This window comes from Streptomyces sp. NPDC028991 (assembly GCF_055564775.1).
This window is the reverse complement of record NZ_JBVHVP010000005.1, coordinates 495,624-517,544: the sequence shown is the minus strand read 5'-3', so window position 1 is coordinate 517,544 and position 21,921 is coordinate 495,624. Positions and strand designations below refer to the sequence as shown.

Annotated in this window: 20 protein-coding genes; 12 read left to right on the top strand and 8 right to left on the bottom strand. The window is 70.9% G+C overall.

The window, feature by feature from the left end:
- Positions 1 to 2,203, bottom strand: a 2,203-nt coding sequence (locus ACZ4V1_RS15030) for an AMP-binding protein (RefSeq protein ID WP_468334793.1), incomplete at its 3' end; no start/stop codon positions are given.
- Positions 2,204 to 2,573: 370 nt separating this feature from the next.
- Between ACZ4V1_RS15030 and ACZ4V1_RS15025 the strand changes: the two genes are divergently transcribed.
- The 4 genes from ACZ4V1_RS15025 to ACZ4V1_RS15010 are packed head-to-tail and all read left to right on the top strand — an operon-like array spanning position 2,574 to position 6,527.
- Positions 2,574 to 3,746 (top strand): DegT/DnrJ/EryC1/StrS family aminotransferase, encoded by a 1,173-nt coding sequence (locus ACZ4V1_RS15025; protein ID WP_468334790.1) that lies wholly within the window; start codon positions 2,574 to 2,576, stop codon positions 3,744 to 3,746.
- On the top strand, positions 3,743 to 4,879 hold the full coding sequence (locus tag ACZ4V1_RS15020) for a Gfo/Idh/MocA family protein (protein WP_468334788.1): 1,137 nt from the start codon (positions 3,743 to 3,745) through the stop codon (positions 4,877 to 4,879). Before ACZ4V1_RS15025 ends, ACZ4V1_RS15020 begins: the two co-directional genes overlap by 4 nt.
- On the top strand, positions 4,876 to 5,571 hold the full coding sequence (locus ACZ4V1_RS15015) for an HAD-IA family hydrolase (RefSeq protein WP_468334785.1): 696 nt from the start codon (positions 4,876 to 4,878) through the stop codon (positions 5,569 to 5,571). The genes ACZ4V1_RS15020 and ACZ4V1_RS15015 overlap by 4 nt, the downstream gene beginning before the upstream one ends.
- Before the next feature lie 20 nt (positions 5,572 to 5,591).
- On the top strand, positions 5,592 to 6,527 hold the full coding sequence (locus tag ACZ4V1_RS15010) for an ROK family protein (RefSeq protein ID WP_468334782.1): 936 nt from the start codon (positions 5,592 to 5,594) through the stop codon (positions 6,525 to 6,527).
- A gap of 93 nt (positions 6,528 to 6,620) precedes the next feature.
- Here ACZ4V1_RS15010 and ACZ4V1_RS15005 read toward each other — a convergent pair whose 3' ends face one another.
- From ACZ4V1_RS15005 to ACZ4V1_RS14990, 4 genes are all read right to left on the bottom strand, one after another.
- A complete protein-coding gene (locus tag ACZ4V1_RS15005; RefSeq protein WP_468334780.1) occupies positions 6,621 to 7,085 on the bottom strand; it encodes a nuclear transport factor 2 family protein in 465 nt (154 codons plus the stop codon).
- A 73-nt stretch (positions 7,086 to 7,158) separates the two neighbouring features.
- A complete protein-coding gene (mhpA, locus tag ACZ4V1_RS15000) occupies positions 7,159 to 8,775 on the bottom strand; it encodes a bifunctional 3-(3-hydroxy-phenyl)propionate/3-hydroxycinnamic acid hydroxylase MhpA (RefSeq protein ID WP_468334778.1) in 1,617 nt (538 codons plus the stop codon).
- A 123-nt stretch (positions 8,776 to 8,898) separates the two neighbouring features.
- On the bottom strand, positions 8,899 to 9,969 hold the full coding sequence (locus tag ACZ4V1_RS14995; RefSeq protein ID WP_468334776.1) for a 3-dehydroquinate synthase family protein: 1,071 nt from the start codon (positions 9,967 to 9,969) through the stop codon (positions 8,899 to 8,901).
- Between the two features lie 5 nt (positions 9,970 to 9,974).
- Positions 9,975 to 10,754 carry a thioesterase II family protein gene (locus ACZ4V1_RS14990; protein ID WP_468334774.1) on the bottom strand — a complete coding sequence of 260 codons (780 nt, stop codon included), beginning with the start codon at positions 10,752 to 10,754 and terminating at the stop codon, positions 9,975 to 9,977.
- 398 nt (positions 10,755 to 11,152) lie between these two features.
- On the opposite strand from ACZ4V1_RS14990, the gene ACZ4V1_RS14985 reads away from it, so the two are divergent.
- Together ACZ4V1_RS14985 and ACZ4V1_RS14980 are read left to right on the top strand one after the other, a co-directional pair.
- Positions 11,153 to 11,647 carry a type II 3-dehydroquinate dehydratase gene (locus ACZ4V1_RS14985; RefSeq protein WP_468334772.1) on the top strand — a complete coding sequence of 165 codons (495 nt, stop codon included), beginning with the start codon at positions 11,153 to 11,155 and terminating at the stop codon, positions 11,645 to 11,647.
- Positions 11,644 to 12,987, top strand: coding sequence for an FAD-binding oxidoreductase (locus ACZ4V1_RS14980; RefSeq protein WP_468334770.1), 1,344 nt, complete (start codon positions 11,644 to 11,646; stop codon positions 12,985 to 12,987). The genes ACZ4V1_RS14985 and ACZ4V1_RS14980 overlap by 4 nt, the downstream gene beginning before the upstream one ends.
- A 35-nt stretch (positions 12,988 to 13,022) precedes the next feature.
- Here ACZ4V1_RS14980 and ACZ4V1_RS14975 read toward each other — a convergent pair whose 3' ends face one another.
- From ACZ4V1_RS14975 to ACZ4V1_RS14965, 3 genes are read right to left on the bottom strand one after another with little or no spacing between them, the layout of a single operon-like run.
- On the bottom strand, positions 13,023 to 14,330 hold the full coding sequence (locus ACZ4V1_RS14975; protein ID WP_468334768.1) for a helix-turn-helix transcriptional regulator: 1,308 nt from the start codon (positions 14,328 to 14,330) through the stop codon (positions 13,023 to 13,025).
- Between the two features lie 34 nt (positions 14,331 to 14,364).
- Positions 14,365 to 14,676: a hypothetical protein gene (locus tag ACZ4V1_RS14970; protein ID WP_468334766.1), complete on the bottom strand. Its 312-nt coding sequence runs from the start codon at positions 14,674 to 14,676 to the stop codon at positions 14,365 to 14,367.
- A gap of 6 nt (positions 14,677 to 14,682) precedes the next feature.
- Positions 14,683 to 14,850 (bottom strand): hypothetical protein, encoded by a 168-nt coding sequence (locus ACZ4V1_RS14965; RefSeq protein ID WP_468334763.1) that lies wholly within the window; start codon positions 14,848 to 14,850, stop codon positions 14,683 to 14,685.
- A gap of 440 nt (positions 14,851 to 15,290) precedes the next feature.
- Here ACZ4V1_RS14965 and ACZ4V1_RS14960 point away from each other — a divergent pair, with 440 nt between their 5' ends.
- The 6 genes from ACZ4V1_RS14960 to ACZ4V1_RS14935 all read left to right on the top strand — a co-directional run bounded on the left by ACZ4V1_RS14960 (position 15,291) and on the right by ACZ4V1_RS14935 (position 21,919).
- A complete protein-coding gene (locus ACZ4V1_RS14960) occupies positions 15,291 to 16,112 on the top strand; it encodes a LuxR C-terminal-related transcriptional regulator (RefSeq protein WP_468334760.1) in 822 nt (273 codons plus the stop codon).
- A 414-nt stretch (positions 16,113 to 16,526) separates the two neighbouring features.
- Positions 16,527 to 16,958 carry a cold-shock protein gene (locus ACZ4V1_RS14955; RefSeq protein ID WP_468334867.1) on the top strand — a complete coding sequence of 144 codons (432 nt, stop codon included), beginning with the start codon at positions 16,527 to 16,529 and terminating at the stop codon, positions 16,956 to 16,958.
- 311 nt (positions 16,959 to 17,269) lie between these two features.
- Positions 17,270 to 18,226 carry an endonuclease/exonuclease/phosphatase family protein gene (locus ACZ4V1_RS14950; protein WP_468334757.1) on the top strand — a complete coding sequence of 319 codons (957 nt, stop codon included), beginning with the start codon at positions 17,270 to 17,272 and terminating at the stop codon, positions 18,224 to 18,226.
- A gap of 88 nt (positions 18,227 to 18,314) precedes the next feature.
- Entirely contained in the window at positions 18,315 to 19,325 is a 1,011-nt protein-coding gene (locus ACZ4V1_RS14945) for a LacI family DNA-binding transcriptional regulator (protein WP_468334754.1), read from the top strand.
- Between the two features lie 151 nt (positions 19,326 to 19,476).
- Positions 19,477 to 20,892, top strand: coding sequence for an ABC transporter substrate-binding protein (locus ACZ4V1_RS14940; RefSeq protein WP_468334751.1), 1,416 nt, complete (start codon positions 19,477 to 19,479; stop codon positions 20,890 to 20,892).
- A 67-nt stretch (positions 20,893 to 20,959) separates the two neighbouring features.
- Positions 20,960 to 21,919 (top strand): carbohydrate ABC transporter permease, encoded by a 960-nt coding sequence (locus tag ACZ4V1_RS14935; protein WP_468334748.1) that lies wholly within the window; start codon positions 20,960 to 20,962, stop codon positions 21,917 to 21,919.
- Positions 21,920 to 21,921 lie beyond the last annotated feature (2 nt).

The window sequence follows — 21,921 nt, the reverse complement described above, 5'->3', positions numbered from 1 at the left end:
AGAACCCCGCGTCGAACCGACCCGCCTCATGCAAGAACCCACCCCGACGCACATACGTCGTCCCAGCACTGTCCGGATCCGCGTCGAACAGACCCTCCAGATCCCACCCACGGTCCGCCGGAAACTCCGACAGGCCCTCCCGACCCTCGGACACCATCCGCCACAGATCCTCCGGACCCGCCACACCACCGGGGAGACGGCACGCCATACCCACGATCACGATCGGGTCGTGGGGGTCGGAGTGCGCCCCCTCCCCCACAGTGGCGTCCATGTCGCCGCCGGGTTCCGTGATCCCCAGGATCTCGGCGCGCAGGTGGGCGGCCAGGGCGCGCGGGGTCGGGTGGTCGAAGCTGACCGTGGTGGGCAGGCGCAGCCCGGTGTGCAGGACGAGCCGGTTGCGCAGTTCGACGATGGCCAGGGAGGTGAATCCCAGGTCGCGCAGGGCGCGGTCGGCCGCGATGTCCTGCGTCGCGGGAAGCTGGAGCACCTCCGCCGCCTGCGTGCGTACCAGCTCTTCGAGTACGCGCAGCTGTGCACTCTTCTCCCGATCCGTGAGGTCCGCCCGCAGGGCGGCGAGGACGGCGGGGTCGGGTTCGGCGAGGCGGAACGAGCGGCCGGCGGTGCCGGCCGCGATCCTCAGGCGTCCCGGGATGTCCGCGAGGCGGTGCCGGACGACCTTGCCCGACGCCGTGCGGGGGATCGCCTCGATCTCGTGGATCTCCTCGGGGACCTTGTAGGCGGCCAGCCGGGCGCGGCCGTGCGCGAGCAGCGCTTCCTCGTCGAAGCCGCCGGGGCCGGGGACCACGTACGCGACGGGTACCTCGCCGAGTGCCTCGTGCGGCTTCGCGGCGACGGCCACGTCGGCGACGCCCGGGAAGGAGCGCAGGGCCGTCTCGACCTCGACCGGGTGGATGTTCTCCCCGCCGCGGATGACCAGTTCCTTGAGGCGCCCGCAGATGGTGAGGTGGCCGGTCTCGTCCCGGCGGGCCAGGTCGCCGGTGCGGAACCAGCCGTCGCGCAGGGCCTCGGCGGTGGCTTCGGGGCTGTTGTGGTAGCCGACCATGACGTTCGGCCCCCGCACCCAGACTTCGCCCTCGTGCCCGGCAGGGGTCTCCTCACCGGTGCGGGGGTCGACGACGCGGACCCCGACGCCCGGCACGGGCCGGCCGCAGGATCCCTCGACGCGGGAGCCGTGGGGGGCGTTGATGGCGATCGCGCCGCACGTCTCGGTGCTGCCGTAGGCGTCGACGAGGGGCACGGCGAAGGCGTCCTCGAAGGACCGGCGCAGGGCTGCGGAGGTGACTCCGCCGCCGACGAGGCCGATGCGCAGGTCGGGCGGGGTGGAGCCGCCGTCCCGTACGGCGTCGACCAGGTAGTGGTACGTCGCCGGGACGCCGGCGAGGAAGGTCGACCGGTCGTCGCGGAGCGCGTCGAGGACGTCCTGCGGGGAGTGTCCGTCGAGGATGCGGGCGGTGGCGCCGGCCACGGTGACCGACAGGACGCAGGCGATGTGGGACAGGCTGTGGAACAGGGGCAGGGGCCACAGCACGCGGTCGTCGGCGGAGAGCTCCGGGACCGGGATGTAGCAGTTCACCACGGACCAGAGGCAGTTGCGCTGGGTGGACAGCACACCCTTGGGGAGCCCGGTCGTGCCGGAGGTGTAGAAGAGCCATGCCACTTCGTCCGGACCGAGGTCGTCCCTGGGGCGGGGCGGGGCCGGCGTGTCGTGTGACGGGGCTCCGGCGGCGAGTTCGTCGTACGAGTGGCAGCCCGCCGGCACCGGTCCGGCGCCGGTCACGAGCAGCGTGAGGGGGCGTTTCGGCCGGGCCTCGTCCGCTCGGCCGGAGAGTCGGGCGGCGCCCTCCGGGTCGGTGATGACGAACCGGGCGCCGCTGTCGCCGAGCATGTGGTCGAGTTCGCCGTCCGTCGAGCGCGGGTTGACGGGGACGCCGACGCCGGCGGCGCGGACGACGGCGAGGTAACTCTCCACGGTGGTGACGGTGTTGCCGAGCAGGATGGCGACGCGGTCGCCGCGCCGGAGGCCGAGGTCGGCCAGCCGACCGCCCAGCCGGGCCGTCCTCGCCTCCAGTTCCCGGTAACCGACCGAGCGCTCCCGGTCCACGAAGGCGGTTTTGTCGCCGAATCGTTCGGCGTGCTCCAGAAGGAATTCCGGAAGGGTCTTGATGATTTCGTCCTGCACCATGACGTCACACCTTCCGGAATTACCAGAATCGATCGAGAGAAGTCCCAAGAGTGGACCTTTCGGCCAGGCTAGTTCGGCTGTCGGCGACACGGCATCCCTCACCCTGGTAGGGCCTGACAGGGCCCTTGTGAGTCCCCGGCGAGTGGATCGATCACTACCAGACCGGGGGATGTCCGGCCGAAGGCTTCGCACTACCCTGAGAAAACCCCATCCACGACGCCGTCCGCGTCATCACCCATGTCGAGCGGCCGACGGCAATTGCGGGCGGTTTCCGGCACGGTGACGGTGTTTCGGGACGCGGAACCCGTCCGTGGCATGTTCCCGGGCACCCTCGGACGCATTCCCGCCCAGGCGGGAGAACAGGAGATTCATGAATCCCCGACAGGCACCGGAATTCCCTGCGTGGCCCCAGTTCGGCGATGACGAGCGGACCGGCCTGATCCGTGCGCTGGAGCAGGGTCAGTGGTGGCGTGTGAGCGGCAGCGAGGTGGACTCCTTCGAGAAGGAGTTCGCGGCCCACCACGGCGCGCCGTTCGCGCTGGCCGTCACGAACGGAACCCATGCGCTGGAGCTCGCCCTCCAGGTGATGGGGGTGGGGCCGGGCGACGAGGTCATCGTCCCGGCCTTCACCTTCATCTCGTCGTCGCAGGCCGTGCAGCGGCTGGGGGCCGTCGCGGTCCCCGTGGACGTCGACCCGGACACGTACAACATCGACCCGGTGGCGGTGGCCGCCGTGCTCACCCCCCGGACGCGGGCGATCATGCCCGTGCACATGGCCGGTCAGGTCGCGGACATGAACGCGCTGGGCAAGCTGAGCGCCGACACCGGCGTCCCGCTGCTCCAGGACGCGGCGCACGCCCACGGCGCGCGCTGGGAGGGCAAGCGGGTCGGCGAGCTGAGCCCGGTGTCCGCGTTCAGCTTCCAGAACGGCAAATTGATGACCGCGGGCGAGGGCGGCGCCGTGCTCCTCCCGGACGCGGAGACGTACGAGAAGGCGTTCATCCGCCACAGCTGTGGCCGCCCGCGCACCGACCGCCGGTACTTCCACGAGACGAGCGGCTCCAACTTCCGGCTCAACGAGTTCTCCGCGGCCGTCCTGCGCGCGCAGCTGAGGCGCCTGGACGCGCAGATCGCGACCCGTCAGCAGCGCTGGCCCGTGCTCCAGGAGCTGCTGCGGCAGATGCCCGGCGTGGTGCCGCAGACCGTGGACCCGCGCGCCGACCACAACGCGCACTACATGGCGATGTTCCGGATCCCCGGTATCGGCGAGGAGGGGCGCAACGCATTGGTCGAGTCGCTCGTCGCCCGTGGGCTGCCGGCGTTCGTCGCCTTCCGCGCGGTCTACCGTACCGACGCGTTCTGGGAGACGGGCGCGCCGGACATGACGGTGGCGGAGCTCGCCGAGCGCTGCCCCCACACCGAGGCCATCACCCAGGACTGCGTGTGGCTCCAGCACCGCGTGCTCCTCGGCACCGAGGAGGACATGCACGTCACCGCGGCCATCGTGGCCGAGGTGGTGGCCGAGACCCTGGCCGCCCGATGAGCGTCCGGGTCGCGGTCGTCGGGCTCGGCTGGGCGGGCCGCGAACTGTGGCTGCCCCGGCTGCGGGAGCATCCCGAGTTCGAGGTCGTGGCCGTCGTCGACCCGAGCCCGGCTTCCCGTGCCGCTCACGAGCAGGACGAAGCGCGCGCCGGGGTGCGGGGTGGGGCACGCGGTGCCCGTCCCGCGGTCCTCGCCGACGTGGACGAACTGGACCGCCGTTCGGTCGACCTCGCCGTCGTCGCCGTACCCAACCACCTGCACGCCGAGGTGGCCGTCGCCCTCCTCCAGCGGGGCGTCCCGGTCTTCGTGGAGAAGCCGGTCTGCCTGAACTCGGCCGAGGCCGAGAAGCTGGCGCAGGCGGAGGCCGACGGCGGTGCGGTGCTGCTCGCCGGCAGTGCCTCGCGCTACCGGGGGGACATCGGTGTCCTGCTGGACCTGGTGCCGTCGCTGGGCACCATCCGCCACGTGGAGCTCGCGTGGACGCGGGCCCGCGGCGTCCCGAAGTCCGGCGGCTGGTTCACCAGCCGCAGCCAGGCGGGCGGCGGTGTCCTGCTCGACCTCGGCTGGCACCTGTTGGACATCCTCGACGCCGTTCTCGGGCCGGTCCCCATGGTCCAGGTCTCGGGCACGGTCTCCGACGACTTCGTCAACGACCCGTCATGGGGCGCCGCATGGCGCCGGGACGGCCCGCAGGCCGAGCTTCGCGGCGACGTGGAGGACACGGCCCGCGGATTCCTGGTGTCGGAGCGCGGCACCTCGGTCGCACTGCACGCCAGCTGGGCCTCGCACGCGGCACGCGACCTGACGCTGGTCCGGGTCGAGGGCGGCGCGGGCACGGCCACCCTGCGCTGCGTCTTCGGTTTCAGCCCCAACCGGGAACCCGTACCGACGCTCACGCTGACCCGCGAGGGACACACCGAGGACATCGCGCTGCCCGCCGATCCGATCGGCGTGGAGTACGGCCGCCAGCTCGACCATCTGCCCCGGCTCCTCGACGATCCCGCGCACCGCGGCAGGGCCGTGTCGGACATCCGCAGGAACATCCGGATCACGGAGCGCTTCTACGAGTCCGCCCTCACGCTCGGCACGGCCTCCCCCGAACCCTCTCCCCTCCTCCCCCTGGGAATGTCATGACAACGAGCCCGGTAGGACCGTCCGAGAGCACGACGGCGACGCTGATTCCGGTCAGGGACGCCGTGATCTTCGATCTGGACGGCGTCATCGTCGACAGCCTCGCCGTGATGAACGAGGCCTTCTCACGTGCCTACGCCGAGGTCGTCGGCGACGGCCCCGCGCCATTCGAGGAGTACCAGCGCCACCAGGGGCGCTATTTTACCGACATCATGGAGATCATGGGGCTCCCGCTGGAGATGGAGGAACCCTTCGTCCGTGAGAGCTATCGCCTCGCGAAGGAGGTACGGGTCTTCGACGGCATCGCCGACCTCCTGACGACCCTGCGCGCCCGCGGGCTGCGCCTCGCCATAGCCACCGGCAAGGCCGGCGCCCGGGCCCGCTCGCTGCTCGACGTCCTCGGCCTGCTCCCCTACTTCGACCATGTGATCGGATCGGACGAGATCCCCCGGCCGAAGCCCGCCCCGGACATCGTGCTCCACGCCCTCGATCTGCTCGGGGTACCGGCCGAGCGCGCCGTCATGGTGGGCGACGCGCCCACCGACATGGCCAGCGCGCAGGGCGCGGGGGTCTCCACGGCCGCGGCCGTGTGGGCGACCGTCGACGAGGCGGAACTGCTGGCCTGCGGGCCCGACGTGGTCCTGCGCGGGCCCGCCGACCTGCTCGCGGTCTGTCCCGCGGTCCCCGGTCGCTGAGCGGCCGGAGGAGACACGCGGTGGATCGCGCACTGGTGACGGGACGTCACCTCGGCGTCGACGTCGGAGGCACCAAGGTCGCCTTCCGGGTCGAGTCCGAGGGCGAGAACCCGTACGAAGCGTCCTTCCCGTGGGACGAGCGCCACAGCGCCACAGCGGATCTCGCGCAGCTCGCCGACGCCGTCGGCGAGCTGCGCGCTCGCCTGGGCGGAGCTACGGCTACAGCCGCCGGTGGCACCGGCGGCGATTTCCGGGCGGTGGGCGTCGCCATGCCCGCCACCGTGGACCCTTCGGGCCGGGTCGTGACCTGGCCGAGCCGGCCGGAGTGGACCGGCGTCGACCTGGGCGCGGCCCTGCGGGGGCTGTTCCCCGAGGCGGGCGTCGGCTGGGCCGACGACGGTGACCTGGGCGCGCTCGCCGAAGCGGAGGAGGCGGGCTGCGACCGGCTGCTCTACCTGGGGGTGGGCACCGGCATCGGCGGCGGCTTCGTCGCGGACGCCGTGCGCCCGGGGACGGGCGGGGGCTCCTTCGAGATCGGGCACATGATCGTCGAGCGGGACGGTGCCCCGTGCGGGTGCGGGCGCCGGGGCTGCGTACAGGCCGTCGCCTCGGGCCCGGCCACGCTGCGGCGGGCCGCGCGCCTGCGGGGCTCGGAGGTCACTTTCGAGGCGTTGCGCGCCGGTGTGGTCCAGGGTGCGCCCTGGGCCCTCGCGGCAGTGGACAAGTCATGCGAGGCGCTGGCCGCCGCGGTGGTCGGCGTGCACGAACTGCTGCATCCGCGGCTCACGCTGGTCGGCGGAGGATTCGCCGAGGGGATCCCCGGATTCGTGGACGGGGTGGCCCGGCACGTGTCTCGGCTGACCCGGAACGGCGGCCCGAGCTCACCGGTCCGCCCAGCCGCCCTCGGCGGCCTGTCCTCCCTGCGGGGCGCGTGCGCGCTGGCCCGCTCTCTCTGAACGGCAAAGCCCGGTCGGGCGGGACGGCGTGTCAGCCGTCCCGCCCAACCGGGCTTTGCCTCAGAGCCGCCTCAGAGCCGCCTCAGAGCCGCCTCAGAGCCGCCTCAAGGCGGCAAAGAGCTGGTCGAGACGACCGAAGACCCGGGAACCCTCCAGGTGGTTGGTGTAGTTCCGCGACTCGATGATCAGCCCGTCCCGCACCCGCAGGACGTACACGCACGGCAGGACGAGGTCCTTGCCGTTGACCGTGCCGCGGTAGGTGAACTCGGCGACGACCACCTCGGGGTCGGTCGACTCGTGGATGACGACGTCCTCCGCGCGGTAGTCGCGCAGACCGGCGGCCGCGGACTTCCCGGGGCCCTCGGCGAAGTGCGTGCGCATCGCCTCGCGGGTCAGTATCGGGGTGTCGCCGACGGGCGCCATCGGGTGCTCCACGCGGGTCTGTTCGGCGTAGAGCGCGGCGAGCACGTCGGCCTGGGAGGCGTCGCCGGAGACCAGCTTGGGGACGGCGTCGATCACCCGGAGAAACACGTCGCGTGCGGTGGGCGTCTCGGACATAGGTACCTCCACGAGAGAACAATGAAGAGGGCAAGGGACTGGTGTGTGAGGAACGGAGGGGAGGGCCGGAACCTCAGATCCCGAGCCGGGACCGGGGGGCCCGCGCCGCTCCGGTGAGCTGGGCCCGCAGGTCGTCGACGAGCGTCGCCGCTTCCGTGGCCCCCTTCGCCGCGCCGAAGACGTGGTAGTCGGGCCGGACCAGCAGGGTCGTGCCGTCGCAGCGTCCCAGGTAGGCGAGGTACACGCCGTCCAGATCGGCCGCGGCATCGGCATCGGCAGGGGGTTCGGCATCGGTGCCGGCATCGGACGGCGGAATGAGGCGAATCACGTGAGCGCCCAGACCCGCGAGGAAGCCGAGCCGCTCCTCGCCGAGGGCAGCGAGCGGGTTCTCGGTGGTGAGCAGGACGAAGCCGCGCCCCACCGCCTCGTCGAACAGGCCCGTACGCCCCCGGTACCGGACCCGGCCCTGGGGGGCGACGTCACCGGCCGGCGGTTCGGTCACCCCGGTGAAGCGCTGGTAGAGCAGCCCGTGGGAGAGCGGCGCCGCGGGCTCGGGCCGGGTACTCGTACCGGACGATGCCCGCGCGAGCATCGCGGCGTCCCGGTCGGCCGCTGCGCCCGGGTCGGACACGCAGATGACCTTGCCGAGCTTCACCGAGGAGCGGATCGACTCCTCCACCTGCTTACGGCGTTCCGTGGTGTAGCTGTCGAGCACGGAGGCGTCGGCCTGGCCGCCCAGCGCGAGGTCGAGCTTCCACGCCAGATTGGCGACGTCCCGGATGCCGGAACACATGCCCTGGCCCGCGAAGGGCGGCATGAGGTGCGCCGCGTCGCCGGCCAGCAGGACCCTCCCCACCCGCCACTGGTCCGCCCAGCGGGCCTGGAAGGTGTAGGTGGCCGTGCGCAGCAGGGTCGCGTTGGCGGGGGTGACGTCGAAGGGCGCGAGCAGCCGCCATGCCGTCTCGGGGCGCTCCAGTTCGGCGTTGCTCTCGCCGGGCAGGCGCATGAACTCCCATCGGCGGTGGCCCGGACCGCTGGCGACCAGGGTGGTCGGCCGGGCCGGGTCGCAGATCTGCACGTTGCTGGGGGTGAAGGTGCGGGGCTCGCCGAGTTCGACGTCGCAGAGGAGCCAGTCGTACGAGAATCCGAGATCGGTGACGGACACGTCGAGCGCCTCGCGCACGAAGCTGCGGGCGCCGTCACAGCCGACGACCCAGCGGGCGGTGACGGCGCGCGTCGCGCCGTCGAGGCCGGTGGTGGTCACCTCGACGCGATCGCCCTCGTCGGCGAGGGCCACGACCCGCTCGCCGCGCCTGATGTCCACGCCCGGGAGGGCGGACAGCCTGGTGGCGAGGCGCGCTTCGAGGGTCGGCTGGTGGATGGTGTTGGCGTCCGGCCAGCCGTACGGCCCCACGGCCGCGAAGTCGATGTCCAACAGGGCCTGCCCGGCGGCGTTCTGCCAGCGGTAGCCGTCGGCCGGTTCGGTGAACTCGCCGATCTGGGGGCCGATTCCCGTTCCGGCGATGAGACGCGCGGTCTCACCGTCGAAGCTGGTGGCGCGCGGGAGGAGGTAGGGCCGTGGGCGCTGTTCGAGCACGGTCACCCGGCGGCCGCGCTGGGCGAGCAGGATGCCCAGCACCCCGCCGACCGGCCCGAGTCCGACGATGACGACATCGGTGTCCGTGAGCATGCTGGCTGGCCTCCGCAGCGTTGAGGGAGCAGGAGAGAAGGAGTAAGGGACCCGTCGCGGGTCGACGGCCGACCGAGCGAGGGCAGACCGAGCGACGGCAGACCGAGCGACGGCAGACGCGAGTCAGCGGCCGTCGCGGGGCATCGCGCGGAGGCAGTCCAGGACGGTCGCCTCGCCGATGTCGCGGACCAGTTCCGCCCCGGCCGGCCCGTCCAGGACGAAGGCCAGGCCGGAGGTCGCCTTCTTGTCCCGCCGCATCAGCGCGACGAGCTCTCCGGCGTCCACCGCTTCCGGCAGGCGGGTCGGAAGGCCGTAGTGGCCGACGACCTCAAGGTGCTCGGCGACGCGCTTCGGGCCGATGCGGCCCAGCGCTCCGGCGAGCCGTCCGGCGAACACCGTTCCGACGGCGACGGCCTCTCCGTGGCGCAGCGCGAAGTCGGTCGCCCGCTCCAGGGCGTGCCCCAGTGTGTGGCCGTAGTTGAGGATGTGACGCAGACCGGTGTCGCGCTCGTCGGCGGCGACCACCTCGGCCTTACGGGCCACGCCGGCGGCGATCTGTTCGTGCAGCGGCAGCCGCCGCAGGTCGCCGGCGCCGATGAAGTGGCAACGGGCGATCTCCCCGTAGCCGTTCAGCCGTTCGCGTGCGGGCAGGGTGTCGAGGTAGTCGGTGTCGCAGAGCACGGCCCTCGGCTGCCAGTAGGCGCCGACGAGGTTCTTGCCCGTGGGGAGGTTGACGCCCGTCTTGCCGCCGATGCTCGCGTCCACCTGCGCGAGGAGTGACGTCGGCAGATGGATGACCGCGGTGCCCCGGTGGTACAAGGACGCGGCGAGGCCGACCAGGTCGGTGGTGGTGCCGCCGCCGCAGGAGACGACGACGTCCTCCCTGGTCAGTCCGGACTCGGCGAACGACCGGCAGAGCCCTTCCACTGCGGCCAGGTTCTTGTGTTCCTCCCCGTCGGCGACCTCGACCACGTGAAAGGGGATACCCGGGTCGGGAACCGCTCCGGGCCCGCGCGCGGTCACCACCACGGCCCGGCGCGCGCCGGTGGCGGCCACCTCGTCGGCCAGCAGCATGCGTACGCCCGGCCCGATGTGCACGGCGTACGAGCGCTCGCCGAGCTCGACGTCGATCCTCCGGGGCGTCTGCGACGGCCTCAGCCGCTCCTCGCCCGTGATGGCCTTCCCGCCGTCCACCGCGCTCAACCCGCCACGCCGGTCATGGCATTTCCGGCCGTCAGCCGGTCGGCGACCAGGGAGACGACGTCCGACGCGGGGTCGGCCAGGAAGAAGTGGCCGCCGGGGAAGACCTGGACGTCCGTCTCACCGGTGGTGTACTCGCGCCACAGCTCTGCCTCGGAGGGCACGACCCGCGGGTCGGCGTCCCCGGTCAGCACGGTGACGGGGCAGCTCAGCAGCGCGTCGGTCGCGAGCCGGTACGTCTCGACGGCCCGGTAGTCGCTGCGGATCGCCGGCATGATCATGTCGAGGACGTCAGGATCGTTCAGCATGGACTCGTCGGTGCCGTGCAGCGCCTTCAGTTCGTCCAGGATGCCGCTGTCCGAGCGCAGCCGGATGTCCTCGTCACGGCGGCAGGAAGGCGCGCGCCGACCGGACACGAAGAGCCGTACCGGGTCGGGCAGCCCCGCGTCCTGCATCCGCAGGGCCAGTTCGTGGGCGAGGACCGCGCCCATGCTGTGGCCGAAGAGGGCCAGCGGACGGTCCGTGAACGGCCGGAGGGCGTCGAAGATCCGGTCCGCCAGCTCGGGCAGGGACTCGATGCCCGGCTCGGCGAGGCGGTCCTGGCGGCCGGGGTACTGGATCGCCAGCACCTCGACAGCGGGCGACAGCGCCTTGGAGACCGGGAAATAGAAGGTCGACGAGCCGCCCGCGTGCGGCAGGCACACCAGACGCATCGGGCTGTCGGGGGCCGAGTGGTAGCGGCGAACCCACAGATCCTCGCGCGTGGACGCTTGCGTCATGGCCGGCGGCTCTCCTTTTCGACAGGCGTGGAACGGGCGTGAATCGGCGCATCGGGGAAGGGGGGAATGGGGGAAACACTGAACCGCCGAATCCCAGAACACCGACCCACCGACCCACCGAATCACCGACCCACCGAATCACCGAATCGGATGCGGAATTCGTGTGGTCCGCCCGGTCCCGCACGTTCTTGTGGCGACGGTCCGACCATAGTCAGCGGGTCGTCGGCGCGGCATCCCTCAGCCTGACAGTTCTCCCGGGCGGTCGGGATCGCACTGTCAACCTGTGCGATGCCGAAATCGTTGCACATCACGCAGGATTGCGTGTACGTGCGCATGCGGCACTGGCTGTCCGGCGCGTTCCTCGCCGCACTGCGCTATTCCGATACAAGAGGTGGCCCTTGAGCGCAATTCTTCTTCTGAACGGTCCCAATCTCGGTATTCTCGGTGAACGCGAACCGGACGTGTACGGAACGGACACGCTGGCGGACATCGCGGCCGCGGTGGGCGACGAGCTCGCGGAGCGCGGGTGGAAGGTCCATTCGGTGCAGCACGACTCCGAGGGCGATCTGGTCCGGGCCGTGCACGAGCACCGGGCGAACACCGTGGGCGCCATCGTCAATCCGGGCGCCCTCATGATCGCCGGCTGGAGTCTGCGGGACGCGCTCGCCGCGTACCCGCGCCCCTGGATCGAGGTACACCTCAGCAATGTGTGGGCGCGCGAGCGGTTCCGCCACGAGTCGGTGCTGGCCCCGCTGGCGAGCGGTGTGGTCGTCGGTCTCGGCTCGTTCGGCTACCGGCTGGCCGCCCGAGCGCTGATGCATCTGGACCCCGCCGACCCCACCGTACGTGCCGAACGCACCGAGCACACCACGCACATGGAGCGGAGCTCATGAACCACGAGACGGTCGAGGCACTGGCCGGGAGTCTGTCCGGCGAGATCGTCCTGCCCGGAGACGAGAGGTACGAAGGACTCCGCCATGTGTTCTCCCGCAAGGGCGAGCCGGCGGCCGTCGTACGCTGCCACGGCACGGACGACGTCCGCGCGGCGGTCCTGTTCGCGCGTGAGCAGGGCCTGGAGATCTCCGTCCGCAGCGGCAGGCACAGCCTGGCCGGCTACGGGACCTGTCAGGGCGGTCTCGTCATCGACCTGTCGCCGATGAACGCCGTCGAGCTCCTCGACGCCGAGCGGCACCGGGTACGCGTCGCCCCGGGCGCGGTGTGGGGCGAGGTCGCCGCGTTCCTCGCGGGACACGGCCTGGCGTTCTCCTCCGGGGACACGGCGTCGGTGGGTGTCGGCGGGCTGCTGCTCGGCGGCGGCATCGGCTGGACGGCCCGCGCCGACGGCCTGGCACTCGACAACATGGACGCCGCCGAGCTGGTCACCGCCGACGGGCGCGTCGTGCGGGCGAGCGCCGAGCACAACCCCGAGCTGTTCTGGGCGCTGCGCGGCGGGGGCGGGAACTTCGGGATCGTGACGTCCTTCGAGATCACCGCTCGCCCGCTGGAACGCGTCCAGTACGGCAAGGTCGTCTACCCCGGCGCCGAGGCCGCCCAGGTACTCAAGGGCTGGGCGCGGTACATGCGGCAGGCGCCCGACTCCCTCATGTCGCATGTGACGCTGTTCCCCACTCGCGGCGACACCCCTGCCCCGATCACGGTGATCTTCTGTTACGCCGGCGAGGACGGCGACGAGGCGATCGCGCCGCTGCTCGAACTCGGCACGGCCGACAGCAAGACCGTCGACCTCGTACCGGTCCCGCAGGTACTCGCGCCGTCCGGCGGGCTGCCGCCGGGCTGGGAGCCGACGGTGCGCAGCCGGTTCGTTTCCGAGTGCGGTGACGCGTTCGTCGACGCGGCGCTGGAGGGGGCGCGGGCCTTCCGCACGCTGTTCCTCGAATTCCGTAGTCTCGGTGGTGCTGTGAACCGCGTGCCGGAGGATGCCACGGCCTTCGCGCACCGCGACTGCGAGGTTCTGATGAACACGATCAACATGGGCACGCGAGAGGAGAACGCCGCTGCCGCGCCGGCGCTCGCGGCGTTCTGGGAGTCGCTCGCCCCCTACGTGCGGGGTGCGTACAGCAACTTCCTCAGCGAGGCGGACGAGGAGGACATCGCCGCCGCCTACCCTCCGGCGACGTACGCGAGGCTGCGGGCCGTGAAGCGGGCCCACGACCCGGAGAACGTCTTCGCGCGCAATCCCAACGTGAGGCCCGCTCCCACCGCACAAGTCTGATCCGGGGAGGGACGGCGAGGGAGTGGGACACCACGTCATAGTCCTTCGCCGGCGGTGCCGGCAGTGCCGTCGGCGTCCAGCAGGTTCCATTCCCGGGCGAGTTCGACGCGCGAGCCCACGCCGACCTTGCGGAAGATCTTGCGCAGGTGGAAGGCGACCGTGTGCCGGGAGAGGAACAGCTGCTCGGCTGCCTGGCCGTTGGTGAATCCCTGCGCGGCGAGCTTGGCGACGGCGTACTCGGTGTCCGTCAGGCACGGCACGCCGCTGCGCGGCCGGCCCGGGTCGCGGGGGTTCGGGTTCGCGCTGATGGAGCGCAGGCGGCTCCTGACGCGTGAGGAGTCCCGCACGGAGCCCATGTCGAGGTAGATCCGCATGGCCTCCTCGTACGTCCGCACGGCCTCGCAGCGGCCGGATTCCGTACGGGCCAGCGCGATCGACAGGTCTTCGAGCGCCGAGGCCCGCGCCCAGGGATCGCCGTGGAGTGCCGCTGCCTTCCGGAGCTTCGCGGGGTCGTTCTCCAGCAGTCCGGCAGCGTGCAGCGCGGCCGATGCGACGGAGTCGACCCCGGGGTTGCGCTCCGCGAGCCGCTTTGCCGCGCGGACCCCCTCGGCGGCCAGCGCGGTGTCACCTGCGCTCAGCACAAGCCGTACGAGCCAGGGAACCGCCGCGGGTTCGGCGATGAACAGCTGTCGGGTGACGGATCCCGAAAGCAGGAGTTCCGAGCCGAGCCGCACGGCCCGGTCCCCGCCCCGGTCGGCCTCGGCGGCCTGGACCACGGCCCAGGCCGACTGCCCGGCCGGCAGCATCTCGCGGCCGAACATGGCGTCTTCCTGGAGCTGGCGTGCGTACCGGATCGCGGTCGCCGGCTCGCCCTGGCGCAGTGCGGCCGAAGCGAGGACGAAGTGGCCCAGTGGGATCCATGCCCGCAGGCCCGCTTCCTCCGCGGCGGCGAGTCCGGCCCGGGCGAGGTCGACGGCCTTCGCCAGATCGCCGGAGGCCGCGGTCACCTGCGCCCTGACCAGCACGGAGACGGCGAACTTCCGCCCGCCCTCGTGGACGGCGTCCACGGCGTCCACGGCGTCGAGGATCTCCCAGGCCCGTTCGAACCTGCGTATCTGGGACAGGAGCAGCGCCAGCTTCATGTGCGCGTGGAAGGCGCACTCGCCCGTCGGTGATTCACACGGAACGCTGGTCGCCGATTCCGCGAGGGTGATCCCGTCCAGGAGCCGGCCGTCGGACCAGGCCCCGTCGGAGAGGGCCAGCAGGCGCGCCGTGTCACATGCCCCCGACGCGCAGGGCGAGGGAAACGCCGCGCACCGATCGATCACTGCGGTCACGTCCACGAAACGATCAGAGCCCACTTCTCGTTCAAGCCTTTCAACTGGCGCCGCCCTGCGGCCTGTAGGCCCCGGGTTCGCCGGGCGCCTCGTACTTCGACGGCAAGGTTCCCGACGCGCTGTAGCATCCCCGGATCAAGGCAGCTGCCCGGCGCACGGGGTCGGGGTGTGATCCCTCCAGGAGGAACATGAGGAGATCCACGCGGTATGCCGACTGCGCACGGGCCACGACGTGTTCCAGGCCGTCCGCCTGTGTGGCGTGCGCCCAGAGACCGTCGGCCAGTTCGTTGGCGTCGTCCGGTCCGAGGAACACACCGGGTGAGGCGGTCAGGCACGCATAGACGGCATGCACCGTCTCTCAGCCCCAGGACAGGTCGCTCGGGACCTGGACGACCGCGGCGTTCACATCACTGGCGACCGGTCCCTGACCCTCCGCCGCCGTGGCGCCCGACTGAGCGGCGAGGAGTGCGGCGAGCGCGGCGGCGCAGGCTGCGGCGACGAGGGCGAAGCGAGGTGTGAAGGCCATGAAGGAAACCCTTACTCAAGTGTCGGTAATAATTGTGCAAATTGCGAAGCGGCTTCTCGGCCGATTCTGAGGAGCGGCGCGAGATCCACTCTGGACGCCATTCGGCCGCAAGGGAAGCCGCAGCGGGCGGCATCATCAGGCCTGACAGCTTCCTGCCACGCGGCATCCTCACCCGCTGCCGGGCACGTCATCTGACCTTGAATCATTTCGGTCCTGCTGTCATGATCCTCAGCGCACGAGACCCAACGGGGGCCTCGGACTACGGGGGAAACACCAGAGTGCTCGAGACGCTTGGGCTGTCCGTGGAAGCCAGCGCCGTCTACCGGACCATGCTCGATCAGCCCGAAGCAGGCGTCACTGAGTTGGCAGCTGCAACTTTGTTGACGGAAATTCAAATACGGTCGGCTCTGGACGAGCTCGGCCGTCTCATGCTCGTCCGCATGTCCCGCGACCACCCGGGTGATCTGTGCCCCGTCAGTCCGCAGATCGGACTCGCGAGCATCCTCCGTCAGCAGGAGGAGGAACTGGCCCGAAGACAAGCGGAGCTGGCGGCCTCGCGCGCCGCCGTCACCGAGCTCTTCGCGGCTCACGCCGGAGACAGACCGGAACACGGAGCCCACGGGGAAAGACTGCTGGGGCTCGACGCGATCCAGAACCGCCTGGAGGTCATGGGCCGCACCATGACCGAAGAGTGCATGGGAGTGCACCCCGGCCGCGCGCAGCGCTCCGAGGACCTGCTCGCCAGTCGGGAGCCCAACGCCGAGGCGCTGTCACGTGGAGTCGCGTTCCGCACCCTCTACCAGGACTGCGTGCGCAACGACCTCGCCACGGTCGAGCACGCCAACTGGCTCCTGGAGCGCGGCGGCGAAGTCCGCACGGCGCCGGTGGTGCCCCAGCGGATGGTGATCACCGACCGCAGCCACGCCCTGCTCCCGCTCGACCCGGCGGACAGCCGCAAGGGCGCGCTCTACGTGACCGAACCCGGCATAGTCCTCTCGCTGGTGACCCTGTTCGAGCAGTCGTGGGCGCATGCGGAGCCCCTCGGGGCGTGCATCCGCCGCGATCCCGGCACCGGCCTCAGTCCCGTCGAACGACAGCTCCTGCGGCTGCTGGCGTCCGGCCTGACCGACGAGGCGGCGGGTCAGCGCCTCGGGGTCTCGGTCCGCACGGTCCGCCGTCAGATGGCGTCCATCATGGAACGCCTCGGCGCGACCAGCCGGTTCGAAGCCGGCCTCAAGGCTGCCCAGCGCTCGTGGCTGTGACACCTCGGCCGGACCCCGGCCCGGGGCGGGGAGGTCGCGCAGCTCGCCCCAGCCGTCGAGCCGCGCACAGCGCAGGACACCACCAAGCCGGGCCCGGCGCCCCTGGTCACCTCATACGCCGCGACGCGGGCCTCGCGCTCTGCTGGTGGGAGCCCGGTCCCGATCGCTGTCAGCAACTCCTTCGGATCGGGCGGCGGCCACAACGCGGTGGTCGTCCTCGGTCGCCCCTGAGCGGCGGCGCCGCACCGCTCCCGTTCAACTGCGGCAGCCCCCGGTGGGGTGCCTCCGGTGGGCAGCCCTCGGTGGGCAACCCCCGGTGGGCACCGCCCTCGCCCCGACGACACGGGGCGGCATATCTTCTGCATCATGGTGTTCGTTCGGGCAAGGGGCCCGATGTCTTCTGGGGTTGGTGTCATGGTTACCGGTCATGTGGTGCGGTTCGACGGCGTTCGGGGATTCGGGTTCATCGCTCCCGAGCATGGAGGGGAAGACGTCTTCCTTCATGTGAACGATCTGCTGATGCCCGAACATCAGCTGCGCCCGGGGCTCGTGGTGGAGTTCGAGGTGGAGGAGGGGGATCGCGGGCTCAAGGCCTCGGCCGTCCGGCTGCCGCGGGGGGCCGAGGTCAAGCCGGCCGGCACGCGGACCGCCGGCGCTGGAGCGGTCGCGGCCAAGCAGGCGGACGGGGACGAGTCCCTGTGCGACGTACTGACCACGACCGAGTTCCTGCATGAGGTGACCGAGACGCTGCTGTCGGCCGCGCCCTCGCTCACGGGAGCCCAGATCATGCCCATTCGCGACGGGCTTCTCCAGTTCGCCAAGAGCCACGGGTGGACCGAGGGCTGAGCAGCGGTAGGTCGATCTGCCGGTTGTCCTCGGCGTTCGGGCAGTCGTCGCGGCACATCGTCAGACGTGCCACGCCGGCGGTGCGCTCGAACCGCACCGGCCCCGGGTCCGCCGCGCCCGCGGCGGCGCAATCGGCGTACGGCGCCAGTGCGCGGGGCGTCGGCCCCGGCACGCGCCGGGCGCGTCATGCGGGAGTTGCCCGCCAAGTCCGCCGAGGACACCGACCACCTCACCAACGCCCCGGACACAACCGGAACCCCACGCACCCGGTGACGCGTCCTGACGATCAAGGACGAGGGACGGAGGCGATGATGGCCGAGCGGAAGACAGCGTGGGGCCGGTCGGCCTGGGCGCGGGGGCGCGTGCTCGCCGGGGCGGCGGCACTGACGGCCGCCCTGATGATGTTCCACGGGGTCGTTCCCAATGCGGCGGTCGGGCTGGGCAGTCTGCTGGAGTCGTTCCTGCCGTGGCTCGGCCTGGTCGTCGTCGTGCTGCTCGCCCTCGCGCTGCTGCGTCGCTCGGCCCTGGCGCTGGTGGCGCTGCTCCTGCCGGTGGCGGCCTGGACGTACCTCTTCGGCGGGCTGCTCCTGCCCGCGCCGGATCCCGGCCCCGGCGACCTGGTCGTGGCGCAGCACAACGTCAGCGACGAGAACGCCGATCCCTCGGGCACGGCCCGCGCCCTGGCCGATGCCGGGCCCGACCTCATAGCGCTCCAGGAGCTGGTGCCCCCGGCGCTCGCCGTGTACGAGAAGACTCTCGCCCCGCACTACCCGTACCGGGCGGTGGAGGGCACGGTCGGACTCTGGTCGAAGCATCCGCTCACCGGTGCCCGGCCACTCGACATCAAGCCCCGGGGCATCACGGAGCAGTGGAACCGCGGGCTGCGGACCTCGGCGCACACGCCGCACGGCGAGATCGCCGTGTACGTCGCCCACCTTCCCTCGGTACGTGTCGGGGCGAGCGGCCTCGCCTCGTCCTGGCGTGACGAGAGCGCCGGCCTGCTGGGAGACGCCGTCGCGGCCGAGGGACTCGACCCGGTCGTCCTGCTGGGCGACCTCAACGGCACGGTCGACGACCGGGCGCTGGTTCCCCTGACGGCACATCTGAACGTGGCCGAACGGGGCGTCGCCCTCAGCTTCCCCGCCGCCTTCCCGCTGGCCCGTATCGACCAGGTCATGGCCCGCTCCGCGACCGTCGGCCACATCCGCACCCTCCCCGCGACCGGAAGCGACCACCTTCCGGTCGTCGCCCGGATCAGAATGGAATGAAAAGGACATACGCCACACAGACGGACGCAAGCGCCTCAATACGACTGGAGAGCAAGCGGCTTGCGATACTTGCGCTAGCCTTGCGTATATGACGCGACGACTTGCTCAGGTGGCGAAGAAGGTTGGGGTCAGCGAGGCCACGGTCAGCCGGGTACTCAACGACAAACCGGGGGTTTCGGAGGCGACCCGGCAGTCGGTGCTGAGCGCGTTGGACGTCCTGGGGTACGAGCGGCCGACGCAGCTGCGGGGCGAGCGCGCGCGGCTGGTGGGGCTGGTACTGCCGGAGTTGCAGAACCCGATCTTTCCCGCGTTCGCCGAGGTCATCGGGGGCGCGCTGGCCCAGCAGGGGCTGACGCCGGTGCTGTGCACCCAGACCAAGGGCGGCGTCTCCGAGGCCGACTACGTCGAGTTGCTGCTACAGCAGCAGGTGTCGGGCGTCGTCTTCGCGGGTGGGCTGTTCGCCCAGGCCGACGCCCCGCACGACCACTACCGGCTGCTCGCGGAACGCAACATCCCGGTGGTCCTCGTCAACGCCTCCATCGCGGACCTCGACTTCCCCTGCATCGCCTGCGACGACGCCGTGGCCGTCGAGCAGTCCTGGCGGCACCTGGCCTCCCTCGGCCACGAGCGCATCGGCCTGCTGCTCGGCCCCTCCGACCACATCCCCTCCCGTCGCAAACTGACCGCCGCCCGCCAAGCGGCCCAGGCCATCAACGCCGAACTGCCCGAAGACTTCGTCGAGCGGGCCATGTTCTCACTCGAAGGCGGCCAGGCCGCCGCCTCACGCCTGCTCGAACGGGGCGTCACCGGCATCATCTGCGCCAGCGACCCCCTGGCCCTCGGCGCCGTACGCGCCGCCCGCCGGCGCGGACTGCACGTACCCCGCGACGTATCCGTCGTCGGCTACGACGACTCCGCCTTCATGACCTGCACCGAACCCCCGCTCACCACCGTCCGCCAGCCCATCGAGGCCATGGGACGCGCCGCCGTCGACCTCCTCTGCGCCCAGATCCAGGGCACCGAAGTACCCCACGGCGAGCTGCTCTTCGAGCCCGAACTCGTCGTCCGCGGCTCCACGGCACAGGCATCCGCCACGTAAGGACGGCCTCACATCTTCGACGAACTGTCGAGCATTTACTAAATCAGAGCGAGATATTGCGTCCACTTGTTCGCGGTGGTTGAGTGAGCGGCGCCCCACAACGCATCGGCGGTGGGGCGCCTTCCACGTTCATGCCCGAAGGGGACCACCCATGAGAAGTGCTCGGTTCCGCCGTACTCGCCGTGCCGGCGCCATCACGCTCGTCTCCGCTCTCACCCTGACCGCTCTGGCCGCCTGCGGCACGAGCAGCAGTGACGACGGCGGCGGTTCCGAAGGCGGCAGCGGGTCCTCCGACCCGGCTGTTCCGCTGGACCCGAAGACCAAGGTGACGATCACCATCGACTGCATGCCCCCGGCGGCGAAGGCGGCCGAGCTGAGGGAGTGGAAGGAGGACGTCAAGACGTTCAACGAGAAGTACCCGAACGTCACCATCGACGGCCGCTCCACCCCGGGCCAGTGCCTGGAGCCGCCGCGCTTCACGGCGATGCTCAAGGCCAAGTCGCAGCCCGACGTCTTCTACACGTACTTCACCGACCTGCCCCAGGTGCTGGACAACGGCGGCGCCGAGGACATCACCGCGTACGTCAACGACAAGACCGTGCCGGCCCTGAAGGACATCGATCCCGACGTCCTGGGCTCGCTCAAGCACGAGAACAAGCTCTACGGCCTGCCCGAGAGCAACTACACGATGGGCCTGCTGATCAACCGCAGGCTCTTCGAGGAGGCCGGACTCGATCCGGACAGCCCGCCGCGCACCTGGGACGAGGTCCGCACCGCCGCCAAGAAGATCGCCGGCCTCGGCGACGGTATCGCCGGCTTCGGCGAGTACAGCGCGGGCAACACCGGCGGCTGGCACTTCACCGCGCAGCTGTACAGCCTCGGCGGCGAGGTCGTGGACGCCGGCGGCAGGAAGGCGGCGTTCAACAACGCGCTGGGCAAGCAGGTCGCCGAGAACCTCCACGCCATGCGCTGGGAGGACGAGAGCATGGGCAAGACCCAACTGCTGAAGTGGGGCGACCTGCAGAAGCAGATCGCCACCGACAAGCTCGGCATGTTCCTCGCCGCACCCGACGACATCACGTACATGGTGCAGCAACTCGGCGCCGACTACGAGAACTTCGGCATGGGCCCGATCCCGGGCGAGAAGAACACCCTCGCCGGCGGCAACGGCTACATGATCAAGGAGGGCATCTCCCCCGACAAGATCAAGGCCGCCGTCGCCTGGCTGGACTTCAAGAACCTCACCGTCGGCCAGGGTCAGTTCGACTGGGCCCGCAAGAAGAAGGACGACCTGCCGGTAGGCCTGCCGCAGCCGAACTTCTGGCTCAACGAGTCGAAGGAGAAGGACGACGCGGCCCGGATCGAGCACGCCACCATGCCGGTCGAGAACTTCAAGATGTTCATGGACAACCCGGTCCCGGGCAAGGCCGAGCCGCCGAAGGCCCAGGAGGTCTACAAGGTCCTGGACAACGTGATGTCCGGCATCCTCACCAACGAGGACGCCGACGTCGACAAGCTGCTCTCCACCGCGGAGCAGCAGGTCAACCAGGTACTGGCCACGCAGTGACCGGCCCCCTCGGAGGGCGGGCCGCACCGCCCTCCGGGGCTCATGAGATCAGTCCCGAGGAGCGACGATGTCGGCCCCCAGCCTGACCCCGAGCAAGGCGGCGAGATCCCGCCACTCCAAGCCGCCGGTGGACGGCCCGCCCCCGCCCGGCGGGTCCTTCGGCAGAAGCCTGAAGCGCAATCTCACCGCGCACGGCTTCCTGCTCGGGGCGCTACTCTGCTTCGCGTTCTTCTCCTGGTACCCGATGGTCCGGGAGTTCTTCCTCGCCTTCCAGAAGACGGACCAGGGCGAGGTCTCCTGGGCCGGCCTGGACAACCTGCGCACGGTCTTCAACGACCCCGCGTTCTGGCAGGCGTGGCGCAACACGCTGCTGTTCACCGTGCTGGCCTTGGTCTTCGGCTTCGCCGTGCCCTTCGTGGTCGCGCTCGTCATCAACGAACTCCGGCACGGCAAAGGGTACTTGCGGCTGCTGGTCTATCTGCCGGTGATGCTGCCCCCGGTCGCCGCCGTGCTGCTCTTCAAGTACCTGTACGACCCCGGCTACGGCCTGCTCAACGAGCTGTTCGGCTTCTTCGGACTGCCCGAGCAGCAGTGGCTGCAGGATCCCGACCTCTCCATGCTCTCCGTGGTCATCGCGTCGACCTGGATGAACATGGGCGGCGCGGCACTGATCTACCTCGCCGCGCTCCAGGGCATACCCGGTGAGCTGTACGAGGCGGCGGAGCTCGACGGGGCCGGGCTGCTGCGCAAGGTCTGGCACGTGACGATTCCGCAGACGCGGCTCATCCTCTCGCTGATGCTGCTCATGCAGATCATCGCCACCATGCAGGTCTTCGTGGAACCCTTCCTGCTCACCGGCGGCGCCGGCCCCGAGGGTTCGACCACCACCGTCGTCTACCTCATCTACCAGTACGCCTTCAACTTCAACGACTACGGCGCCGCGGCGGCCCTCGGCCTGCTGCTCCTCGTACTCCTCGCCGGGTTCTCGGCGGCGTACGTGAAGCTCAGCCGCGCCGAGGACGAGTAGGC